Annotated in this window: 18 protein-coding genes and 1 rRNA gene; 17 read left to right on the forward strand and 2 right to left on the reverse strand. The window is 45.2% G+C overall.

Annotated features, from left to right (window positions below; genetic code table 11):
- The first annotated feature begins 276 nt into the window (after window positions 1-276).
- The 3 genes from rrf to EJP77_RS17930 all read left to right on the forward strand — a co-directional run bounded on the left by rrf (window position 277) and on the right by EJP77_RS17930 (window position 5,488).
- A 5S ribosomal RNA gene (gene rrf, locus EJP77_RS17920) occupies window positions 277-393 on the forward strand.
- Between the two features lie 148 nt (window positions 394-541).
- Complete coding sequence (locus EJP77_RS17925) at window positions 542-2,593, forward strand: methyl-accepting chemotaxis protein (protein ID WP_127200636.1); 2,052 nt, start codon at window positions 542-544, stop codon at window positions 2,591-2,593.
- Window positions 2,594-2,842: 249 nt separating this feature from the next.
- The gene (locus EJP77_RS17930; protein WP_127200637.1) at window positions 2,843-5,488 is read left to right on the forward strand and encodes a PAS domain S-box protein; all 2,646 of its coding nucleotides are present in this window, start codon (window positions 2,843-2,845) and stop codon (window positions 5,486-5,488) included.
- A gap of 112 nt (window positions 5,489-5,600) precedes the next feature.
- On the opposite strand, the gene EJP77_RS17935 is transcribed toward EJP77_RS17930, so the two are convergent.
- Window positions 5,601-6,566, reverse strand: coding sequence for a GntR family transcriptional regulator (locus tag EJP77_RS17935; RefSeq protein WP_185897393.1), 966 nt, complete (start codon window positions 6,564-6,566; stop codon window positions 5,601-5,603).
- A gap of 154 nt (window positions 6,567-6,720) precedes the next feature.
- Here EJP77_RS17935 and EJP77_RS17940 point away from each other — a divergent pair, with 154 nt between their 5' ends.
- The 7 genes from EJP77_RS17940 to EJP77_RS17970 all read left to right on the forward strand — a co-directional run bounded on the left by EJP77_RS17940 (window position 6,721) and on the right by EJP77_RS17970 (window position 11,012).
- Window positions 6,721-7,239, forward strand: a complete 519-nt coding sequence (locus EJP77_RS17940) for an HPP family protein (protein WP_127200639.1) — start codon at window positions 6,721-6,723, stop codon at window positions 7,237-7,239.
- Between the two features lie 44 nt (window positions 7,240-7,283).
- Window positions 7,284-8,210: an aldo/keto reductase gene (locus EJP77_RS17945; RefSeq protein ID WP_127200640.1), complete on the forward strand. Its 927-nt coding sequence runs from the start codon at window positions 7,284-7,286 to the stop codon at window positions 8,208-8,210.
- Between the two features lie 164 nt (window positions 8,211-8,374).
- Complete coding sequence (locus EJP77_RS17950) at window positions 8,375-9,106, forward strand: ThuA domain-containing protein (protein ID WP_127200641.1); 732 nt, start codon at window positions 8,375-8,377, stop codon at window positions 9,104-9,106.
- A gap of 155 nt (window positions 9,107-9,261) precedes the next feature.
- A complete protein-coding gene (locus EJP77_RS17955) occupies window positions 9,262-9,987 on the forward strand; it encodes a DUF1361 domain-containing protein (protein WP_185897394.1) in 726 nt (241 codons plus the stop codon).
- 128 nt (window positions 9,988-10,115) lie between these two features.
- Window positions 10,116-10,385 carry a 30S ribosomal protein S14 gene (gene rpsN, locus EJP77_RS17960; RefSeq protein WP_127200643.1) on the forward strand — a complete coding sequence of 90 codons (270 nt, stop codon included), beginning with the start codon at window positions 10,116-10,118 and terminating at the stop codon, window positions 10,383-10,385.
- A 42-nt stretch (window positions 10,386-10,427) separates the two neighbouring features.
- Complete coding sequence (gene rpmG / locus EJP77_RS17965) at window positions 10,428-10,577, forward strand: 50S ribosomal protein L33 (RefSeq protein WP_127200644.1); 150 nt, start codon at window positions 10,428-10,430, stop codon at window positions 10,575-10,577.
- 108 nt (window positions 10,578-10,685) lie between these two features.
- Entirely contained in the window at window positions 10,686-11,012 is a 327-nt protein-coding gene (locus EJP77_RS17970) for a (2Fe-2S) ferredoxin domain-containing protein (protein ID WP_185897395.1), read from the forward strand.
- 15 nt (window positions 11,013-11,027) lie between these two features.
- Here EJP77_RS17970 and EJP77_RS17975 read toward each other — a convergent pair whose 3' ends face one another.
- A complete protein-coding gene (locus EJP77_RS17975; RefSeq protein WP_127200646.1) occupies window positions 11,028-11,678 on the reverse strand; it encodes a DsbA family oxidoreductase in 651 nt (216 codons plus the stop codon).
- A gap of 173 nt (window positions 11,679-11,851) precedes the next feature.
- Between EJP77_RS17975 and EJP77_RS17980 the strand changes: the two genes are divergently transcribed.
- From EJP77_RS17980 to EJP77_RS18010, 7 genes are all read left to right on the forward strand, one after another.
- The gene (locus tag EJP77_RS17980; RefSeq protein ID WP_246021932.1) at window positions 11,852-12,319 is read left to right on the forward strand and encodes a MerR family transcriptional regulator; all 468 of its coding nucleotides are present in this window, start codon (window positions 11,852-11,854) and stop codon (window positions 12,317-12,319) included.
- 52 nt (window positions 12,320-12,371) lie between these two features.
- On the forward strand, window positions 12,372-13,586 hold the full coding sequence (locus tag EJP77_RS17985; RefSeq protein ID WP_127200648.1) for an MFS transporter: 1,215 nt from the start codon (window positions 12,372-12,374) through the stop codon (window positions 13,584-13,586).
- A 14-nt stretch (window positions 13,587-13,600) separates the two neighbouring features.
- The gene (locus EJP77_RS17990; RefSeq protein WP_127200649.1) at window positions 13,601-14,026 is read left to right on the forward strand and encodes a universal stress protein; all 426 of its coding nucleotides are present in this window, start codon (window positions 13,601-13,603) and stop codon (window positions 14,024-14,026) included.
- Window positions 14,027-14,226: 200 nt separating this feature from the next.
- Window positions 14,227-14,997, forward strand: coding sequence for a DeoR/GlpR family DNA-binding transcription regulator (locus EJP77_RS17995; protein ID WP_127200650.1), 771 nt, complete (start codon window positions 14,227-14,229; stop codon window positions 14,995-14,997).
- 11 nt (window positions 14,998-15,008) lie between these two features.
- The gene (pfkB, locus tag EJP77_RS18000) at window positions 15,009-15,962 is read left to right on the forward strand and encodes a 1-phosphofructokinase (protein ID WP_127200651.1); all 954 of its coding nucleotides are present in this window, start codon (window positions 15,009-15,011) and stop codon (window positions 15,960-15,962) included.
- 14 nt (window positions 15,963-15,976) lie between these two features.
- Window positions 15,977-17,344, forward strand: a complete 1,368-nt coding sequence (locus EJP77_RS18005; RefSeq protein WP_127200652.1) for a PTS fructose transporter subunit IIC — start codon at window positions 15,977-15,979, stop codon at window positions 17,342-17,344.
- 35 nt (window positions 17,345-17,379) lie between these two features.
- Window positions 17,380-17,832, forward strand: coding sequence for a PTS sugar transporter subunit IIA (locus EJP77_RS18010; protein WP_127200653.1), 453 nt, complete (start codon window positions 17,380-17,382; stop codon window positions 17,830-17,832).
- The last annotated feature ends 54 nt before the right edge of the window (window positions 17,833-17,886 follow it).

A 17,886-nucleotide genomic window follows, 5' to 3' on the forward strand; every position in this document is an offset into this window, starting at 1 on the left:
ACTAATCGGTCGAGGGCTTATCCTCAAAGTTTCACGGAGTGAAGGTACTTCGGAAGCATATTCTAAAGACCCCGAGAACTAATGGGGCACACGCAGTTTCGTTTCGTATCTAGTTTTCAGGGAGCAAACTTCAATGCTGTGAAGAAGCGAGTCTTCTAACAGAATGAATAAGCTTTCAGCATTTGGCGATGCTGAAACCTGAGCCATATTCTGCTACTAGCTAATGCATAGTAGGAGTTATAGAGAATTCGAGAAGCGAATGCTTCAAGAATTATGTTTGGTGGCGATGGCGGAGGGGTTCCACGCGTACCCATCCCGAACACGACCGTTAAGCCCTCCAGCGCCGATGGTACTTGGACCGCAGGGTCCTGGGAGAGTAGGACGCCGCCAAGCGAAGAGCAAGAGCACTACCTTTAGGGTAGTGCTCTTTTTGCGTTTAGTTAGAGATATTTCCAACAGTCCAGCAAATACCAGATCATATGTATAAAAAAATGTTAGAAAATGTCGATATATAACCATTATATATAAAAGGAGCATAATAATGAAAATAAATAGTATTCGGGTAAAAACACTACTATTAATTTTGCCTATTTTGATTATCATCAACTCAGTGATTTCAGGAATTGTATTCATCTCTGCCCGCAACCTTCTGCTGAACGAGACAGAGAGGGAGTTAAACGGTCAGCTCCAGAAGACGGAACAAAGTATTGAAAAGCGCTTGGGCGCTCATGCAACATTAACTGAAGCACTTGCAAAAAGTGTACAAAGCCAATATCAAAAAATGAATTTGGAAGATTATGATCATATGTTTCGCAATACATTGCAGGTTAACAAGGATACGTTCGGGTTAGGTGTATTTTTAAAACCACAAGTGTACAGTTCAGATATTCAGTTCTTCTCTTCATATGCGTATCATACGGGACAAACCGTAACAGTTACACATGATTATAACAATCCGAGTTATAATTATCCCTCGCAGAATTGGTACAAGTTAGCGGAGAAAAGCAAAGACCTCGTCTTCACTGATCCCTATTATGATGATAAAACTCAGTCTACTATGGTCACTGCAGCCGTACCGACATTGAATGATCAAGGCCAGTTCATTGGAGTGACTACCGGTGACATTAGCTTAATCACAATTCAGAACATCATTAAGGATACAAAATTAGGTGAGACCGGTTGGGCATTTATGATCAATAAGGATGGAACTTACCTGGCAGGACCGGATACTTCACTTATTATGAAACAGAAGCTTCAGGACAGTAAGGATCCCGAGCTTGCAGGACTCGCGAAGTCTATGCTTAATCGGGGGCAGGGGATCGAAGTATTTAAAGGAAAGAACGGCAGTAATCATGTCTACTATGCCAAATTGGCACAAACAGGCTGGGTTCTGGCTATGGTGCTGCCTGATGAGGAACTGAGCTCCAAGGTAAATGCATTAATGGTTAAAGTAATCATTACCAGTCTCATAGGGATTGCTATGGTAGTTACGCTCATTGTACTGTTCACTAACCACTTGGCTAACCTGACCAAGCGCGTGAACCAGATGGCGGAGCGAATGGCTCAGGGAGATTTCACTTATAGTCTCAAGGTTAAATCACAGGATGAGTTTGGCCAGATGGCAGTCAACTTGAATGAAACAAGCCGAACGCTAAGCGGTATGATTCGGGAAGTAAGAGATCATACGATACATGTAGCCTCTACATCAGAGGAACTGGCTGCAAGTGCCGATCAGACGAGCAAGACATCTGAGGAAATCACCATGACGATTCAGCAGGTTGCGAGCGGAGCAGCAGCCCAACAGCGGGGAACTCAAGAGAACGCCCGAGCCCTTGAAGAACTGGCAGCAGGTATCCAGCGAATTGCAGAATCTTCCTCAACGCTGCATGAAACTACACTTAGCACCTCAAAAAAAGCCCAGACAGGTAATCATACGATCCAGTTGGCCGTGGAGGAGATGAACAAGGTAGATAACATGTTCACAGGTACTGCCTCCATTATGGAGCAGCTGTCTCGTCGTTCAGAAGAGATTGGTAACATTATCAATGTAATTACCGAGATTAGCACACAGACGAATTTGCTTTCCTTAAATGCAAGCATTGAGGCCGCGCGGGCAGGTGAGCATGGTAAAGGTTTTGCGGTTGTTGCAGCTGAAATCCGCAGTCTGGCTGAACAGTCTAAACAATCCGCCGATCAGGTGCGCGAGATTATATTAAAAATTCAGAACGAAACCGCGGCAGCCGCTGCGTCTGTACAGAGCGGGGCACAAACGGTGAAGTCAGGCACAAATCGGGTTGAGGAAGCAGGAAATGCTTTTACAGGAATATTCACCGAAATTCAGCAAAGCGTCCTTCATCTTCAAGAAGTATCTGCGGTCGCTGAGCAAATGTCGGCAAGCTCTGAGCAAATTAGCGCAACCGTTGAGAACTTGGCGCATATTGCAGGCGAGGCTTCAGATGGTTCACAAAGTGTTGCTGCAGCCAGTGAGGAGCAGCTTGCATCAATGGAAGAGGTAGCAGCCTCGGCACAGTTTTTAGGAACGATGATGCAGGAGCTTCAAGATCTCCTTTCCAAATTTAAAGTAAAAGAGTAATTGTAAGAAAGAAGAACTGATTCAAAAGTCTCTCTTTTGGGTAAAAAGTTGTGTATAATCTAACTTAAGGGCGATACCTGATAAGATCATTATGCTGAAAAATATAATTTAGCCACTCAAGAAGTGGCTTTTTTAGTGACCAAAAAACTTAATGCTTGCTGGGATATCCATTTTCTTCAAGTTTTAACCGGAATCTAAGATTGTGGGTTATACTTAATTGTAGCATTCCTGACTGGAGGATATCTGTACATGAATGAATTATCAATCGATCTCCAACAATGGATCGAACACAGTTACACTGAGGCTCCAATCGGAATTGCCTTGATATCCATCGAAGGGAACTGGATTCAAGCCAACCCAAGTTTCTGTAATACACTGGGGTATACAGAGCCTGAGCTCAAGAGACTTTCAAACAAGGATATTACGTTTCCCGGAGATTTGAAGATAGATGAGGAATACATGGCCAAGCTGCTGCGAGCAGAAGGTGATAAATATCAGTGGGAGAAACGATATTTCCATAAAAATGGTCATGTTGTATGGATGTCGAAACAGGCGTCCCTTATAAGGGATGATCAAAATCAGCCCTTGTACTTTATTGCTCATGTAATCGATATTTCTTCAAAGAAAAATGTTGAAGTCAAAATGCATGAAACGGAATGCATGTATAAGCTTATTTCTGAAAACGCATTAGATATAATATCCTATATGACGCCTGAGGGAATAACCGAGTATTGTTCTCCTTCCATACGCGATGTGCTTGGATATGAACCCGAGGAATGGATAGGCAGGAATAACTTTCATTACTATCATCCCGAGGATGTCGCAGCCTTAAAGGCCAAGCCCTTTGCGGACCATGATGTGTCGACTTACCGGGTACGTCATAAATCCGGATACTACGTATGGTTTGAAACATCGACCAAAATAATCCGTGACGATTCTGGAGAAATACAGAGAGTTCTGGGGATCGGCCGCGATATAACAGAGAGAAAGAAATTTGCAGAAAGCTTCGCAGAAGCCCAGCAGATTGCGCTGCTCGGCAGCTGGGAGTGGGATATCGTGACGGATAAGGTATCTTTTTCAGAGCAAATTTACAAGATATTTAACCTGAAACAACAGGGGGCAGTACCGTCGAACGGCTTCTTGCAGCTTCTCCATTCCGAGGATCAACAGCGGTTCTTAGAGCTCAGAAGTGAGGCTTTGGATGGACACACGGTTAGTGGAGAGTTCCGTCATCTGGAACCTAACGGCTCTGTGAAACATCTGCATATCCGGGCTCGTGTGACTTTTAGCAATAAGGGACAACCACTTAAGATGTATGGAACGACCCAGGATATTTCGGAACGAAAGAAAGTGGAATTGACACTTCAAGAAACCATTGAACGTTACACTTCACTGAAGAAATATAATCACGATGCGATTGTCTCCCTCGATCTGGATGGAAATATTCTGAATATGAATGCGATGGCTGAGCGGATAACCGGGTACAAGGTGAAAGAAGTTGCGGGTCTGAATATCTCCAAATTTATTGGAGTCAAATATCGGAATCGTATACTACTGGAGACTACGAACCATACTTCAGTCGAACGGGATATCAACAAAATCAAGCATAGAGACGGACATTCCACGGAAGTGCTGACTACAATTGCTCCCATCATTATTAATAAGATGACCAAGGGATATTATATAATTGCCAAGGACATCACGGAACAGAAGAAGCTGTTAATTGCTAAGGAAGCGGCTGAACGGACGAATAAAGCGAAGAGTGAATTCCTTGCGATGATGAGTCATGAAATCCGGACGCCTATGAACGGGGTTATCGGAATGACCGATCTACTGCTGGAGACAACGAATCTTAGCGAGGAGCAAAGAGAATATATCCAGGTAATCAGTAAAAGTGGAAGCACGCTTCTGGCTATCATTAATGATATTCTCGATTTCTCCAAAATTGAGTCAGGCCGGGCGGTTATGATCTCAGAGCCATTTAACATCAGAGAGCTTGTTGATGAGACACTCGATGTCTTTCAGTTAAAAGCGAGAGAGAAGAAGCTGGAAGTTAAAACTTCCATTAGTCCAAGCATTCCAGGGATGTTGATAGGAGACTCCAATCGTCTAAAGCAGGTGCTGATGAATGTCATTGGAAATGCGATTAAATTTACCGAGCACGGTGATGTGTCTATTACGATCCAAGATTTGGAGAAGGGCTTTGGGAGTGTGCTGCTGCAATTTACAATTTCAGACACAGGTATCGGAATTCCCAAGGACAAGCTCAAATACTTGTTCGAGCCATTCTCACAGCTGGATAATTTCATGACTCGAAAGTCGGAAGGAACAGGCCTTGGGCTTGCGATCAGCAAAAAAATTGTAGAGATGATGGGCGGGGAGATTCACGCGATACAAACGGATGAGCCTGGGGCCACATTTGTTTTTACAGCTTACTTCCAGCACGAAGACATACATGAAACTACCCACGCTGAGTACACTGGCAAAGACGAGCAAGACCAGCAGGAGACCTTAAATATATTGATTGCCGAAGATAATGAAGTGAATCAGATGGTACTTACCCGAATGCTCGAGAAAATGGGATTCCAGCCTAGCTTGGTGGAGAATGGGAATGAAGTCCTTGAGGCGCTGAAGCAAGCTGATTATGACATTGTATTCATGGATATTCAGATGCCCTTAATGAATGGCCTCGACGCCACTAGGGAGATCAAAAAGGTGTTCCCGGCGGGGAAGTGGCCCTATATTACAGCCGTAACAGCCAATGCGCTTAGAGGGGATCAGGAGATCTGTATAGCAGCGGGAATGGATGATTACATCAGCAAGCCAATTAAAATGGAGGATTTGGCGAGGGTTATTCACAGGTATCGCTCGCAAAAAACTAGTAATCATTTGTAATATTCCTGAAATGTTAATTTCATCTGGGTTTAAGGTAAGGAGCCTATAATGAAGTTACCCCTTTAAAAATATATAACTTAGACCCACAGCCCGTTGCTGTGGGTCTCTTTTTTTAATGGCCTGGTTGGCAAAGTTCGTACAGAAGGTTCTCGCTGCTTTTCTCAAGAATCATGGGAAAAAGCCTTGTTTTGTCAGGAGCCAGCTCATGGACTTGATCAAATGCAGCTGACGAGGCATAGATCGTATCGAATTGTTCAACCATTTCCTGCAATTCAGACGCCTTATCGATGCCAAGTGGAGAGGCTTGGATATTCTTAATCCCCGCATCACTAATCCGATTGGCCATCCATTGTCCACCTTCCTTACCAAGACACACAAAGCCAACCTGACTGGAGGATTGGTGCTGTGCAATTTCAAGAAGAACCGGCATTGCTGCTGTTGCTCCAATCACATATACCTTGATATTGTAACCTTGGAGCAATCCTCTAACTTCTTGATCATGATTCAAGGTAGTAATTATAAGGTCTGCCTGAGCTACAGCCTCATCTCTTACCTTCTCCGATTGCAGTTCTGAGAGCATTTGAGTCCTTACCTCAGCACCAGTAATTCGCTCAATTTCAGTCTGATAAAAAGGGTGATCGTGACCTTCACATTCAATAAACAGGATGCGCAGTTGATCAGCTTGAATGTCCTCATGAAGCATCAGGTAGGCCAGAGAGGCCGTGAAAAATTCACTTAATGGGATGTGTTTGCTTTCCGCTTCATCTATGGTCCGCATAAGCAGTTCATACATAGGCTCCCGTTGCTTGCGAAGGTGCTTAACTTGAGCGTTATCAAGGATTTGGGTTCCGCGTCCCTTTTGTATGGAGACAAGACCGTCATCTTTTAACTGATTATATACAGAGTTGATGGTATTTCGGTTCAGGCCGAGCAGATTGGCCATATCGCCAGCAGGAGGAAGCATGTCCCCGGGGAGAAAATGCCCCGTACCAATTAACCATTTCAGTTGTTCTTTAATTTGTGTGTTTAAGCTGAAAGTGACGCGAGGATCGACTCGGAGCTTAAGGTCTTTGTCCATTTCAAATAACCTCATTCCTAGTTATATATTCATTATAACTTTAAGTCGTACACCGTTTAAAAGCAATAAAGGATTGACAATATCTGATGTTCATCGTAAGTTAATAACTAAATACATAGTTAAATAGTAATTTAATTATAAGGAGTGGATTAAGATGAACCAATTCATATTGTTTTTTAGCAAAATGAGAGGGATGAGCCGCACCCCATTAAAAGTAACTCGGCGTAATGTGCTCATTGGCTTTATCGGTGGATTTGTGGCTGTTGGTCTGCTTGCCATCTTAACTGAGATGGGTCATGGCCTCTGGATCATGGCTCCTTTTGGTGCCAGCTGTGTGCTTGCCTTCGGCGTATGGGACTCCCCGCTCTCCCAGCCACGGAATATTATCGGGGGACACCTCATCTCAACACTTACAGGACTGCTGGTCTATCATCTTGTTGGGGGAGGATTCCTGTCTATGGCTATAGGCGTTGGCGCAGCGATTAGCTTCATGATGCTCGCCAAGATGACACATCCGCCTGCAGGAGCAGATCCTCTTGTTGTCATCATGGCAGGCAGCAGCTGGTCTTTTCTGTTTACCCCGGTACTGATCGGAGCTGTTGTTATTGTTGCTGCTGCTCTTATTATTAATAATTTGGACCGTACCCGTAATTATCCTACTTTCTGGTGGTAAGATAGGTATATACAACATGAAGCTCACGAAGGAGAGGTTACGAGATGAAGAAGAATAGGCTGGGTCAGTCAGACCTGTATGTAAGTGAAATTGGATTTGGATGTATGTCCATTGGGACAGAAGAGAAGACAGCCATCCACCTCATTCATGAAGCATTGGAGCAGGGTATTAATTTCCTGGATACAGCCGATCTCTATGATCAGGGACGTAACGAGGAGCTTGTGGGTAAAGCCATTCGTGGGAAACGTGATCAGATTATCCTGGCTACCAAGGTAGGGAATCGTCGAATTGAAGGACAGGAAGGTTGGGTATGGGATCCTTCGCCCACCTATATTAAATCCGCAGTGAAGGAGAGCCTTAGAAGGCTTGGTACAGACTATATTGATCTGTATCAGCTCCACGGGGGAACCCTGGAAGATCCCATTGATGAGACGATTGAGACTTTTGAAGAACTGAAGCGGGAAGGGATAATTCGGCAGTATGGAATATCCTCCATTCGACCGAACGTCATTCTTGAATATGTAAATAGGTCCGGGATCGTTAGTGTAATGAGCCAATACAGCCTTTTGGATAGGAGACCCGAGGAACAAATTCTGCCCCTGCTCGCAAAACATGGAATCAGTCTTATAGCCAGAGGCCCGCTGGCCAAGGGAATACTTACGGAGGATGGGGAGCATAAATCAGAAAAAGGATATTTGGACTACACGCCAAAACAGCTCGCTGTGCTGCGCGAGGACTTGAGAAAAATATCAAATAATAGAGGTTCTCTACATCAAACCGCACTCAGGTATCCTCTCTATCATCCTGCCGTAGCAGCGATTATACCGGGTGCGAGTTCCGTACAGCAGATAGTAAGAAATGTGCAGGAGGGCAAGGATTTTAACCTGTCAACCAATCGTTATGAGCAAATTCAGCAGCTAACCAAATCAACTGATTACGATGAAGAGCATAGGCTGGATGGCAGCAACTGAAGAGCAGTAAATTTACTTCCTAATTATGGATTATTCCTGATCATGTGATGTAACTTTGACCAGATTGTGCATGTTTCAGCCATTTTGTTCATATGAATTCCCTTTCATTCGGCATAGAATATATAACTGTAATCAAGGATCATTAACAGGGGGAACATTTGACGATGATTTACGTGACGATATGGAATGAGTTTGTTCATGAGAAAATTCACGATGAGGTAAAAGCTGTCTATCCTGAAGGCATTCATACTGCGCTAGCGGAAGGACTATCCGGAGAAGGTTTTGCCATTCGTACTGCAACTTTAGATGAACCTGAGCATGGTCTGACCGAAGAAGTTCTAAACTCAACCGATGTGCTTATCTGGTGGGGACACATGGCACATGACCGGGTTAGTGATGAAATTACGCAAAAGGTGGCTCAGCGCGTTCAGCAAGGTATGGGATTGGTTGTACTACACTCCGGCCATTTCTCCAAACCATTCAAGGCTTTAATGGGCACGAGCTGTGATCTGAAATGGCGTGAAGTGGGTGAGCAGGAAATCCTCTGGAATGTGAATCCATCCCACCCTATTGCTCATGGAGTGAATGCAAGTATTATTCTTGCGCATGAGGAAATGTACGGTGAGTTCTTCGATATCCCAGAACCGGATGAACTGGTGTTCATCAGTAATTTTGAAGGCGGGGAAGTATTCCGCAGCGGATGTACCTTCCGTCGTGGGGAAGGGAAGATATTCTATTTCCGCCCGGGCCACGAGACTTATCCAACCTATTACAACAAAGAAATCCTGCGTGTTATTGCTAACGGCGTGAACTGGGCTAATCCTGTTCATACCTTGAAGCCGGTATTTGGTAACAGCGAGCCGATTAGAGCTATTAACAAAGGTATTTTGGTTTAATATTCCTGTGCGAATGACCGTTTTGTCCGTATTTTACGGGCAAAACGGTCATTTTACTTTTATCGGGGCAGGTATCTAGGAAAGATGCAGAAAGACATGGAACTGTGATAAAGTGAAGAATGAACTATATTTTTCCAAATTGTATCGGGGGAATTATGTTAAACAGACTTAATGAAGTGAATATTAAAACCAAGATAAGCGTGCTGCTTCTCTTGTTCGCAGCCTCGGTTCTGTGTCTTATGCTGGGAAGTTACCTAAGAGCGTATACCAATCGGGACATCTATAGGTTCTTATACTGGAACATGTTCCTGGCATGGATGCCGGCAGGGTTTGCCATGTTGATGGATTGGATTTATGTATACATACAGAAGAATCGTGGGCTGAGAGTTATTTTATTTATCGGGGCGGGTATACTCTGGCTGCTGTTTTATCCGAATTCTGCATATTTAATAACTGACCAGCTTCATCCTTTTGTGAAGTTCCAGAGTGAATACGGCATGCGGTTCTGGCAGGGAATTGAATTCTGGTATCATCTGCTGCTGTTCTTTTCTGCAGCGGTAATTGGTCTGCTCCTTGGCGTATACTCAATGTTGTCTGTACAGGAATTAGTGAGGAGGTCCTTCGGTAGGGCCAAGTCCTGGATATTTGCTGTTGTAACCCTGGCCCTGACAAGCCTCGGAATCTATCTCGGCCGCTTCATTCGCTGGAACAGCTGGGATGCGATTCGCAGCCCGCAGCAGATTGTTCATGAAGTCCTGACTATGTTAACAGATGTGCAAGAATTAAGGCGGATGATTCCTTTTACAGGTATAATCATGATGATTCTGCTGTTCAGCTACCTTATAATTGTTGGATTTAGCATGATGAGACAACAGAAATGATAAAGGATGTGCGTACTAGGGGCCACGATCTCCTGGTGCGTTTTTTTGTTGTATGTCAGTTGACAAAGAAGCAGGAGTATACTATATTTTATTAATCGTAATAATTACTATTAAGGAAGGTGAGAAACATGGCGAAGAAGTCAAAAGTCGTGAAAGAGAAGCAGCGCAGAGAAATGGTTGCCAAATATGCAGAGCTTCGGCGGGCACTGAAGCTAAATGGAGATTACGCTTCGCTGCAGAAGCTTCCCCGAAATGCATCGCCTACAAGAATGAAGAACCGTTGTGTGGTCACGGGCAGGCCAAGAGGTTACTTATCGAAGTACAAGGTATCCAGGATTGTCTTTCGCCAGCTTGCTCATCAGGGACAAATCCCCGGGGTTAAGAAGGCCAGTTGGTGAGCGGATTACAAATTTTATAGATTGGGATAGGAGTTGTGAGCAATGAGAATAGTTATAACTTTAGCATGCACGGAATGTGGAGACCGTAACTATACAACAACCAAGAATAAGAGGAATCATCCGGAGCGGCTAGAGCTTCGTAAGTATTGTCCCCGGCTGAAGAAGTATACAATTCATAGAGAGACACGTTAAGAACAGAACTGAGTCCAAGCTAGTGATTAATTACACTTTGTTGCCCATAAACCTTGCAGATTTGGTTAAATATAACTAAGTAGTTCACTTCATAAGGTGGTGCAGTCTGTGGGAAACTATAATCTGGATGAGTTGCAGCAGCATATCCTTATATGCCATGGTTCTAGCTGCAAAAAGAACCGGGCTGAAGAGATCACAGCTGCAATTCGAGATGAAGTCAAGACCCAGAAGACGAGTTCAATTCTAGTGACTAGAACGGAGTGCCTCAAAAGGTGTTCAGATGCCTGCAATGCAGTGATTTATCCTGCGGGAGTATGGTATAAGGAAATGACACCTGGAGCCGGCCGCAAGCTGGTCAAGAAGCTTGGGAAGGGTAAGCTTATGAAGAAGCATATTTCATATCATGTAGGCAAATATAAAGAGGCGACCCCTTAGGTCGCCTCTTTATATTTATTCCGATTCGCTTGGCCCTGCCTCGCTGACCTTTAGAAGTGTCTCAAGAAATACTTCAGCAGGCTGTGCGCCTGTAATCGCATATTTACGGTCAATCAGGAAGAAGGGAACAGCGCGAATCTCCAGTTCTGCTGCTTCTTGTTCATCACCCTTAACTTCAACCGCATAATCATCACGGCTGAGCATAGCTGCAGCAGTCTGTTCATCGAGGCCAACTTGGCCAGCGAGAGCAGACAATACAGCATGATCACCGATATGCTTGGAATCCGTAAAATAAGCTTTGAACAGCAGTTCAGTCATCTCAGCAGCCTTACCCTGCTTAGCAGCGAAATGTGTCAGGCGATGGGCATCGAACGTGTTCGTCTGGATGGCCGTATCCAGGCGATACTGGAGTCCGAGTGACTTTGCCTGCTCGGTCACATCGTTGTTCATGGCGATGGCTCTCTCACGGGTCATTCCGTATTTGCCGGCCAGCATGTCATGCACATCATAGTCCACATCCCGCTTAGCATTAGGGTCAAGCTCGAAGCTTCTATAGATCACTTCAACGTTATTTTTATCTGCAAATTGGTTCAGAGCTTGTTCAAACCGTCGTTTTCCCATATAGCAAAAAGGACATGCGTAATCGGACCATATTTCTATCTTCATAATTAACCTCCATTGCTGCTCAGAATTTTAATCATTGTACTTGAATTATCATAGTTACTTTATAAATGAGTGTCAAACCATATATAAATAATTACATATATAATTATTGACGTTAACGTTAAATGTATATTATAATATTTACATATTGAACGTCCGGAAAAGAGGTTTTGGATGTGCTCAAAATTGAAGAAGTAGCCAGTGAAACTGGACTTACGAAACGTACGATCCGGTATTACGAGGAGCTCGGTCTTCTTCCTTCCCCTAAGCGTAGTGATGGAGGGATACGCCTGTATACTCAGGAGGACATTGTATTGCTGAACAAGATTGTCAGTGCCAAGGAAGTGCTTGGGTTCTCTCTTCAGGAGCTTCATAAGTATGTGACCATTGCCGAGCTGCTGAGGGATAAGAATCAGAAGTATCAAGGAGAGAAGGCAGGGCTTACGGATAAGCAGAGGAAGGAGAAGCTGGTGGAAATTGACGCTGTACTATCAGAACAGCTTGAGCTGCTGGCCCGGAAGCTGGATAACATCGTTAAATTTCAAAGTGAGCTAACCGATCTTCGGGGAAAGGTTCAAATCAAGCTTAGGGAGATAGGGAAGGGTTCTCATTCAGATTCCCTCTCCCAGCCCTATGAGACGTAATTCTGGCATCATCAACTGCAGGTATCTTATCTAACGTGGAGGTTATTAAAGTATGCAATCAGAGTCTAAACTGGCCGGAGATCTTCAGGAATCTTCCGGATTATTATCTCAGCCGAAAGCCGTATGGGCTGTAGCTTTCGCCTGTGTTATTTCGTTTATGGGTTTGGGTCTTGTTGACCCGATACTGCCGGCCATTGCTGAGCAGCTGCATGCGAGCAAGAGCCAAGTATCTTTACTTTTTACCAGTTATAATCTTGTGACCGGTATTGCCATGCTCATTACCGGAGTGGTATCGAGCAGGCTGGGAGTGAAGTGGACTCTCCTATCCGGGATGGTGCTGACGATTATTTTTGCCGGACTCGGCGGGGCTTCACATACGATTGGTCAAATTGTTGGCTTCCGTGCAGGATGGGGACTAGGTAATGCTCTATTCATTGCAACCGCACTATCAGCTATCGTCGGATTCTCCAAATCGGGAACCGCCAAAGCGATTATTTTGTATGAAGCAGCTCTTGGTCTTGGGATCTCGGTTGGACCACTTCTTGGTGGGGAGCTCGGCTCTATATCTTGGCGGGGGCCATTCTACGGGGTTAGCGCATTGATGATTATCGGTTTCATCTTCATTCTGTTTGTACTGCCTAAGACACCTAAGCCAAAGAAGACGAGCTCGATTGCTGACCCGTTTCGGGCGCTTGGATATCCAGCTCTACTCACTCTAGCCATAGTAGCTTTCCTATATAACTTCGGGTTCTTTACGTTGATGGCCTATTCCCCATATGTCATGAAGCTGGATGAGCATGGACTAGGCTATGTATTCTTCGGTTGGGGGATTATGCTGGCTATCACCTCTGTTCTGGTAGCACCTAAGCTTCAGAAACGTTTTAGTCTTGTGTCATCGATCAGCTGGATGCTTACTCTGTTTGCCGTGGATTTGGCTGTGATGGCCGTTGGAACCATAAATCATTCTCCAACAACGGTCATTATTGCGGTCATTGTAGCAGGCATCTTCCTGGGGATTAATAACACGCTGATTACGACTGCTGTCATGCAGGCGGCACCAGTAGAACGAGCTACAGCATCAGCCTCCTACAGCTTCGTACGTTTTCTTGGGGGAGCATTATCTCCTTGGCTGGCCGGTAAGCTGTCCGAGTGGTCCACCGCCCAGTCGCCATTCTGGTTCGGTGCTTTTATGGTCATGCTGGGGGTTATTGTTCTGATTATCCGCCGCAGACATTTGGATCATATCAATAGAAATGCCGGACACTAAGGAGGAATGGATCCATGTTTAATCATATTTTAATCCCGATCGATGGTTCTACCCATGCGATGCGTGCGCTTGAAACGGCGAAGTCATTCGTTCAAAGCCTATCTTTAAGTCCCATAGAGCTCACTGTACTTCATGTGAATCCTGAGCTTTCCTACAACGAACCCCCACTTGGTGTAGATGTGGAAGCCCGGTTAGAAGAGGAAGGAAGGCAGATTGTAGAACCTGCCGTACAATTATTTGCAGGCCTTCCTGTTCAGTGCCTAGTGATGACAAAGCATGGTGATCCAGCGAGCCTGATCTGCGCTGCCGCAGAAGAGGTAGGGGCGGATATTATAATTATGGGCACAAGAGGGATGAACCTTGTATCTGAAATCCTGCTCGGAAGTGTGAGTCACCATGTGATCCAGCATGCTCCTTGCCCGGTTATGACAGTAAAATAGATAATAAATAAAGTCCGCCATTTAGAATGGCGGACTTTTTTGTGTGCGCGCATATTTTCGAGTACAATTAATCATAAATGAGCATAAAAAACCTATTTACAAAGTTTGAAAACGCTATTATAATCATAAATGAGCACAGATGATCGAATGTGATCACAAACGCTCATAGAATTGCTCATTTTAGAAAGGGTGATTCCAAATTGTTATTTGAAGAAGAAAGAAAATCACAGCTGGTTCAATATCTAGAGCGCAACCAAAGAGCGTCGGTTCAGGAACTAAGTGAGAACTTTGAAGTATCTGAATCTACAATCCGCCGGGATTTGAAAGAGCTCGAGGAGGCCAAACTTCTAAAGCGGACACATGGTGGGGCCGTGGCGCTCCAGAGCGCGGGGTTTGAACCCAGCATTCTGGATAAGGAAGATGTGCTTAGGCCGGAGAAAGAACGCATTGCCCGTGAGGCAGCGCGGCGAATCCGGGAAGGAGATACCATCCTTTTAGACTCAGGAACAACAACCCTTCATCTGGCGAGGGAGATCAAGCAGTTCAATTCCATTCGTGTCATTACTAATTCAATGCTGGTACTTAATGAACTAAAAGACAGCAGAAATATAGAGGTTACCCTCCTAGGAGGGATTCTGAGGCCCGAAACCCAAGCCTTTGTGGGTCCCATGACCGAACAATCGCTTGAAATGATTCGGGTTGATAAAGCGTTCATCGCAACGAATGGCATCGACTTAAAGCAGGGCATTACAACCCCCAATCTGGTGGAAGCCGCAACGAAGCGTAAAATGATCCAAATTGCAGGTGAAGTTATCCTGTTAACGGATCACAGCAAGATTGGGAAAGTGGCTTATGCAAAGTTCGCAGATATACCCGACATCCATCATTGCATAATTGATCAGGGAGTTCGGACTGACTTCGTAAATGAACTCAAAAAACTGGAAGTAGATGTAACATTGGCTTCAGAATAGGAGAATTTGAGATGAAATCATCTGTGATTACGGTGACCTTAAATCCTGCGCTGGATAAGACAGTGACACTGGAGGAACTCCAGGTCGGTGGTCTTAACCGGGTACAAGAGATCAGAATAGATCCGGGCGGCAAAGGAATTAACGTAGCCAAGGTACTTAGAAATTTTCAAGTTACTGTAACGGCGGCAGGCTTTGTTGGAGGCTACAGCGGACGACAGCTTCTTGGCGATCTGGATAAGCTCGGAGTTCAGCAAGCCTTTATCCAGGTGGAAGGGGATACAAGGACGAATCTCAAGATTGTGGATTCCTCTACATCAATAACAACGGAGATCAATGAACGAGGCTCATGTATCAAAGAGATGGATGTTCAGGTATTTATGAAGCAAATGGAATCTATTCTAGAAGGCGCTAAGGTTCTGGTTCTTGGAGGAAGCATTCCCCCAGGGATATCGGTAGATATTTACAGGACACTGACAGACATGGCGAGCCGTAAAAACGTGAAGACCATACTGGACGCGGATGGAGAGGCTCTTGCCCTAGGGCTCAAAGGGAAGCCCTATGCGATTAAGCCAAACATTCATGAGCTGGAGCAGCTAATGGACAAAAAGCTGGAGTCAACGGAAGATGTGGTTCAGGCCTCACGTGATCTGCTTCAGGAAGGTATCCAGCTGGTCATTGTCTCTATGGGTGCTGACGGTGCGATCTTTGTAAGCGCTGACGAGGTGCTTAAGGCAAGCCCATTCCCTATTGAGCCAAAGAGTACGGTTGGAGCGGGGGATTCTATGGTAGCCTCCATATCTTCCAGCATCCTTGCCGGACACAATCTGGAGGAGCTAGCCCGCTGGGCCACTGCAGCAGGATCAATCACTGCTTCAAAGGAAGGAACTGAAGTGTGCAGTAGAGATGAAGTTGCACAGAGCTTGAATCAAGTGGGTATTGAAAGCATTGATTTTATCAGCTTCTAAAGGGGAAGATAAACATGAAGAAATTATTAGCTGTTACTGCTTGTCCAACAGGAATTGCACACACATATATGGCAGCAGAGTCTTTGCAGAAGTCAGCAGCAGAGAAAAATGTACCCATCAAGGTTGAAACACGCGGCGCGATGGGGGTAGAAAATGAATTAAGTCCGCAAGAAATTGCTGAAGCCCATGCGATTATTATCGCAGCAGATACCGATGTATTGGAAGAACGCTTTGCGGGTAAGCCAGTTATTAAAGTGCCGGTTGCCCACGGGATCAAAAGACCAGGAGAACTGATTGACCAGGCTTTGGCCAAACAGCCTTCTGCACCATCAGCAGCTCCAGCGGGGAGAGCAAAGACCGAAGAGAAAGAAACGGGTTCAGGCAATTCCATTTATAAAAACCTGATGAATGGGGTCTCCAATATGCTTCCATTGGTTGTAGCCGGAGGTCTGATTATTGCCTTATCCTTTATTTTTGGTCTTAAGCCCGCAGAGGGGACATTCGGATTTCAACTGTTGACGATCGGAAAAGCGGCTATGGGACTTATGGTTCCTATCCTTGCCGGGTTCATCTCCTTCTCCATTGCAGGTAAGCTTGGATTAGCTCCTGGTCTGGTCGGCGGCATGCTCTCCACTCAGATAGGCGGAGGATTCCTGGGAGGCATTATTGCCGGCTTCCTGGCAGGTTATGTTGCTAAAGGCTTAATCAAATACCTTAAACTGCCTAAAATTATGGAAGGACTTAAGCCTGTACTGCTCATTCCTTTACTTTCTGTATTAATTGTTGGCTTGCTTATGATCTATGTCATTGGTGATCCGCTGAAATGGTTAATGGACGGATTGACATCTTGGCTCCTGACCATGGGTTCAGCCAATGCTATTATTCTTGGAGCCGTACTTGGTGCGATGATGGCCATCGATATGGGTGGACCTTTCAACAAAACGGCCTATACTTTTGCCACAGGTCTGCTTGCAAGCAGCTTGTTCGGCCCGATGGCTGCTGTAATGGCGGCTGGAATGACCCCACCTCTGGGAATTTGGCTTGCTACTGTACTTGCACCTAAGAAATTCACCAAGGAAGAACGCGAAGCCGGTAAAGTTGCATCTGTACTTGGACTGTCATTCATTACCGAAGGAGCTATTCCATTCGGGGCAGCAGATCCACTGCGCATGATACCTGCATTTATGATCGGCTCAGGGGTTGCCGGAGCCTTGTCCATGGCCTTCGGAGTTGGCCTTCATGCTCCGCACGGCGGGATTTTCGTTCTTGCTATTCCTAATGCGATCGATAATATTCTGTGGTATGTACTTGCGATTGCCGTTGGAACAATTGTTACTGCGCTCTGTGTGAATTTGTTCAAAAGAAATAAAGCCGTTGCTTAAGGGTACGATCTAGATGTAAAAAGGAGCTGTCAGCTATGAATATTCATGATTTGCTAAATAAAGATTCAATCTTCCTGCCACTCGAATCCGGCAGCAGGGAAGAGATTATCCGCAAGATGGCAGCCGGACTTCAGGCATCGGGCGCGGTGACTGACCTGGAGCAGTACGTTCAGGCTGTGCTTGCCCGCGAACAGCAAAGCTCTACAGGAATCGGCTTTGGTGTTGCCATTCCTCATGGTAAATCTGCAGGGGTAGCGAAAGCAAGCCTCTCCTTCGCTAGACTCTCGGCCCCGGCAGATTGGGAATCACTGGACGATGAGCCGGTGTCGATGGTCTTCATGATTGCCGTACCTGAAGAGAATGTAGGTAACGAGCATTTGAAGATCCTGGTTGCCCTGTCTCGTAAATTGATTCACGAAGAGTTCAGACAGCAGCTGCTAAATGCTAAATCTGTGGACGAAGTGATCGAGATTGTGAAGAGCATCTAATATGTTATAGAAAGAGCCGCCTTGTTCTTATCAAGGCGGCTCTTTTTTGGTTGT

The organism is Paenibacillus zeisoli (assembly GCF_003994465.1).
GTDB lineage: Bacteria > Bacillota > Bacilli > Paenibacillales > Paenibacillaceae > Fontibacillus > Fontibacillus zeisoli.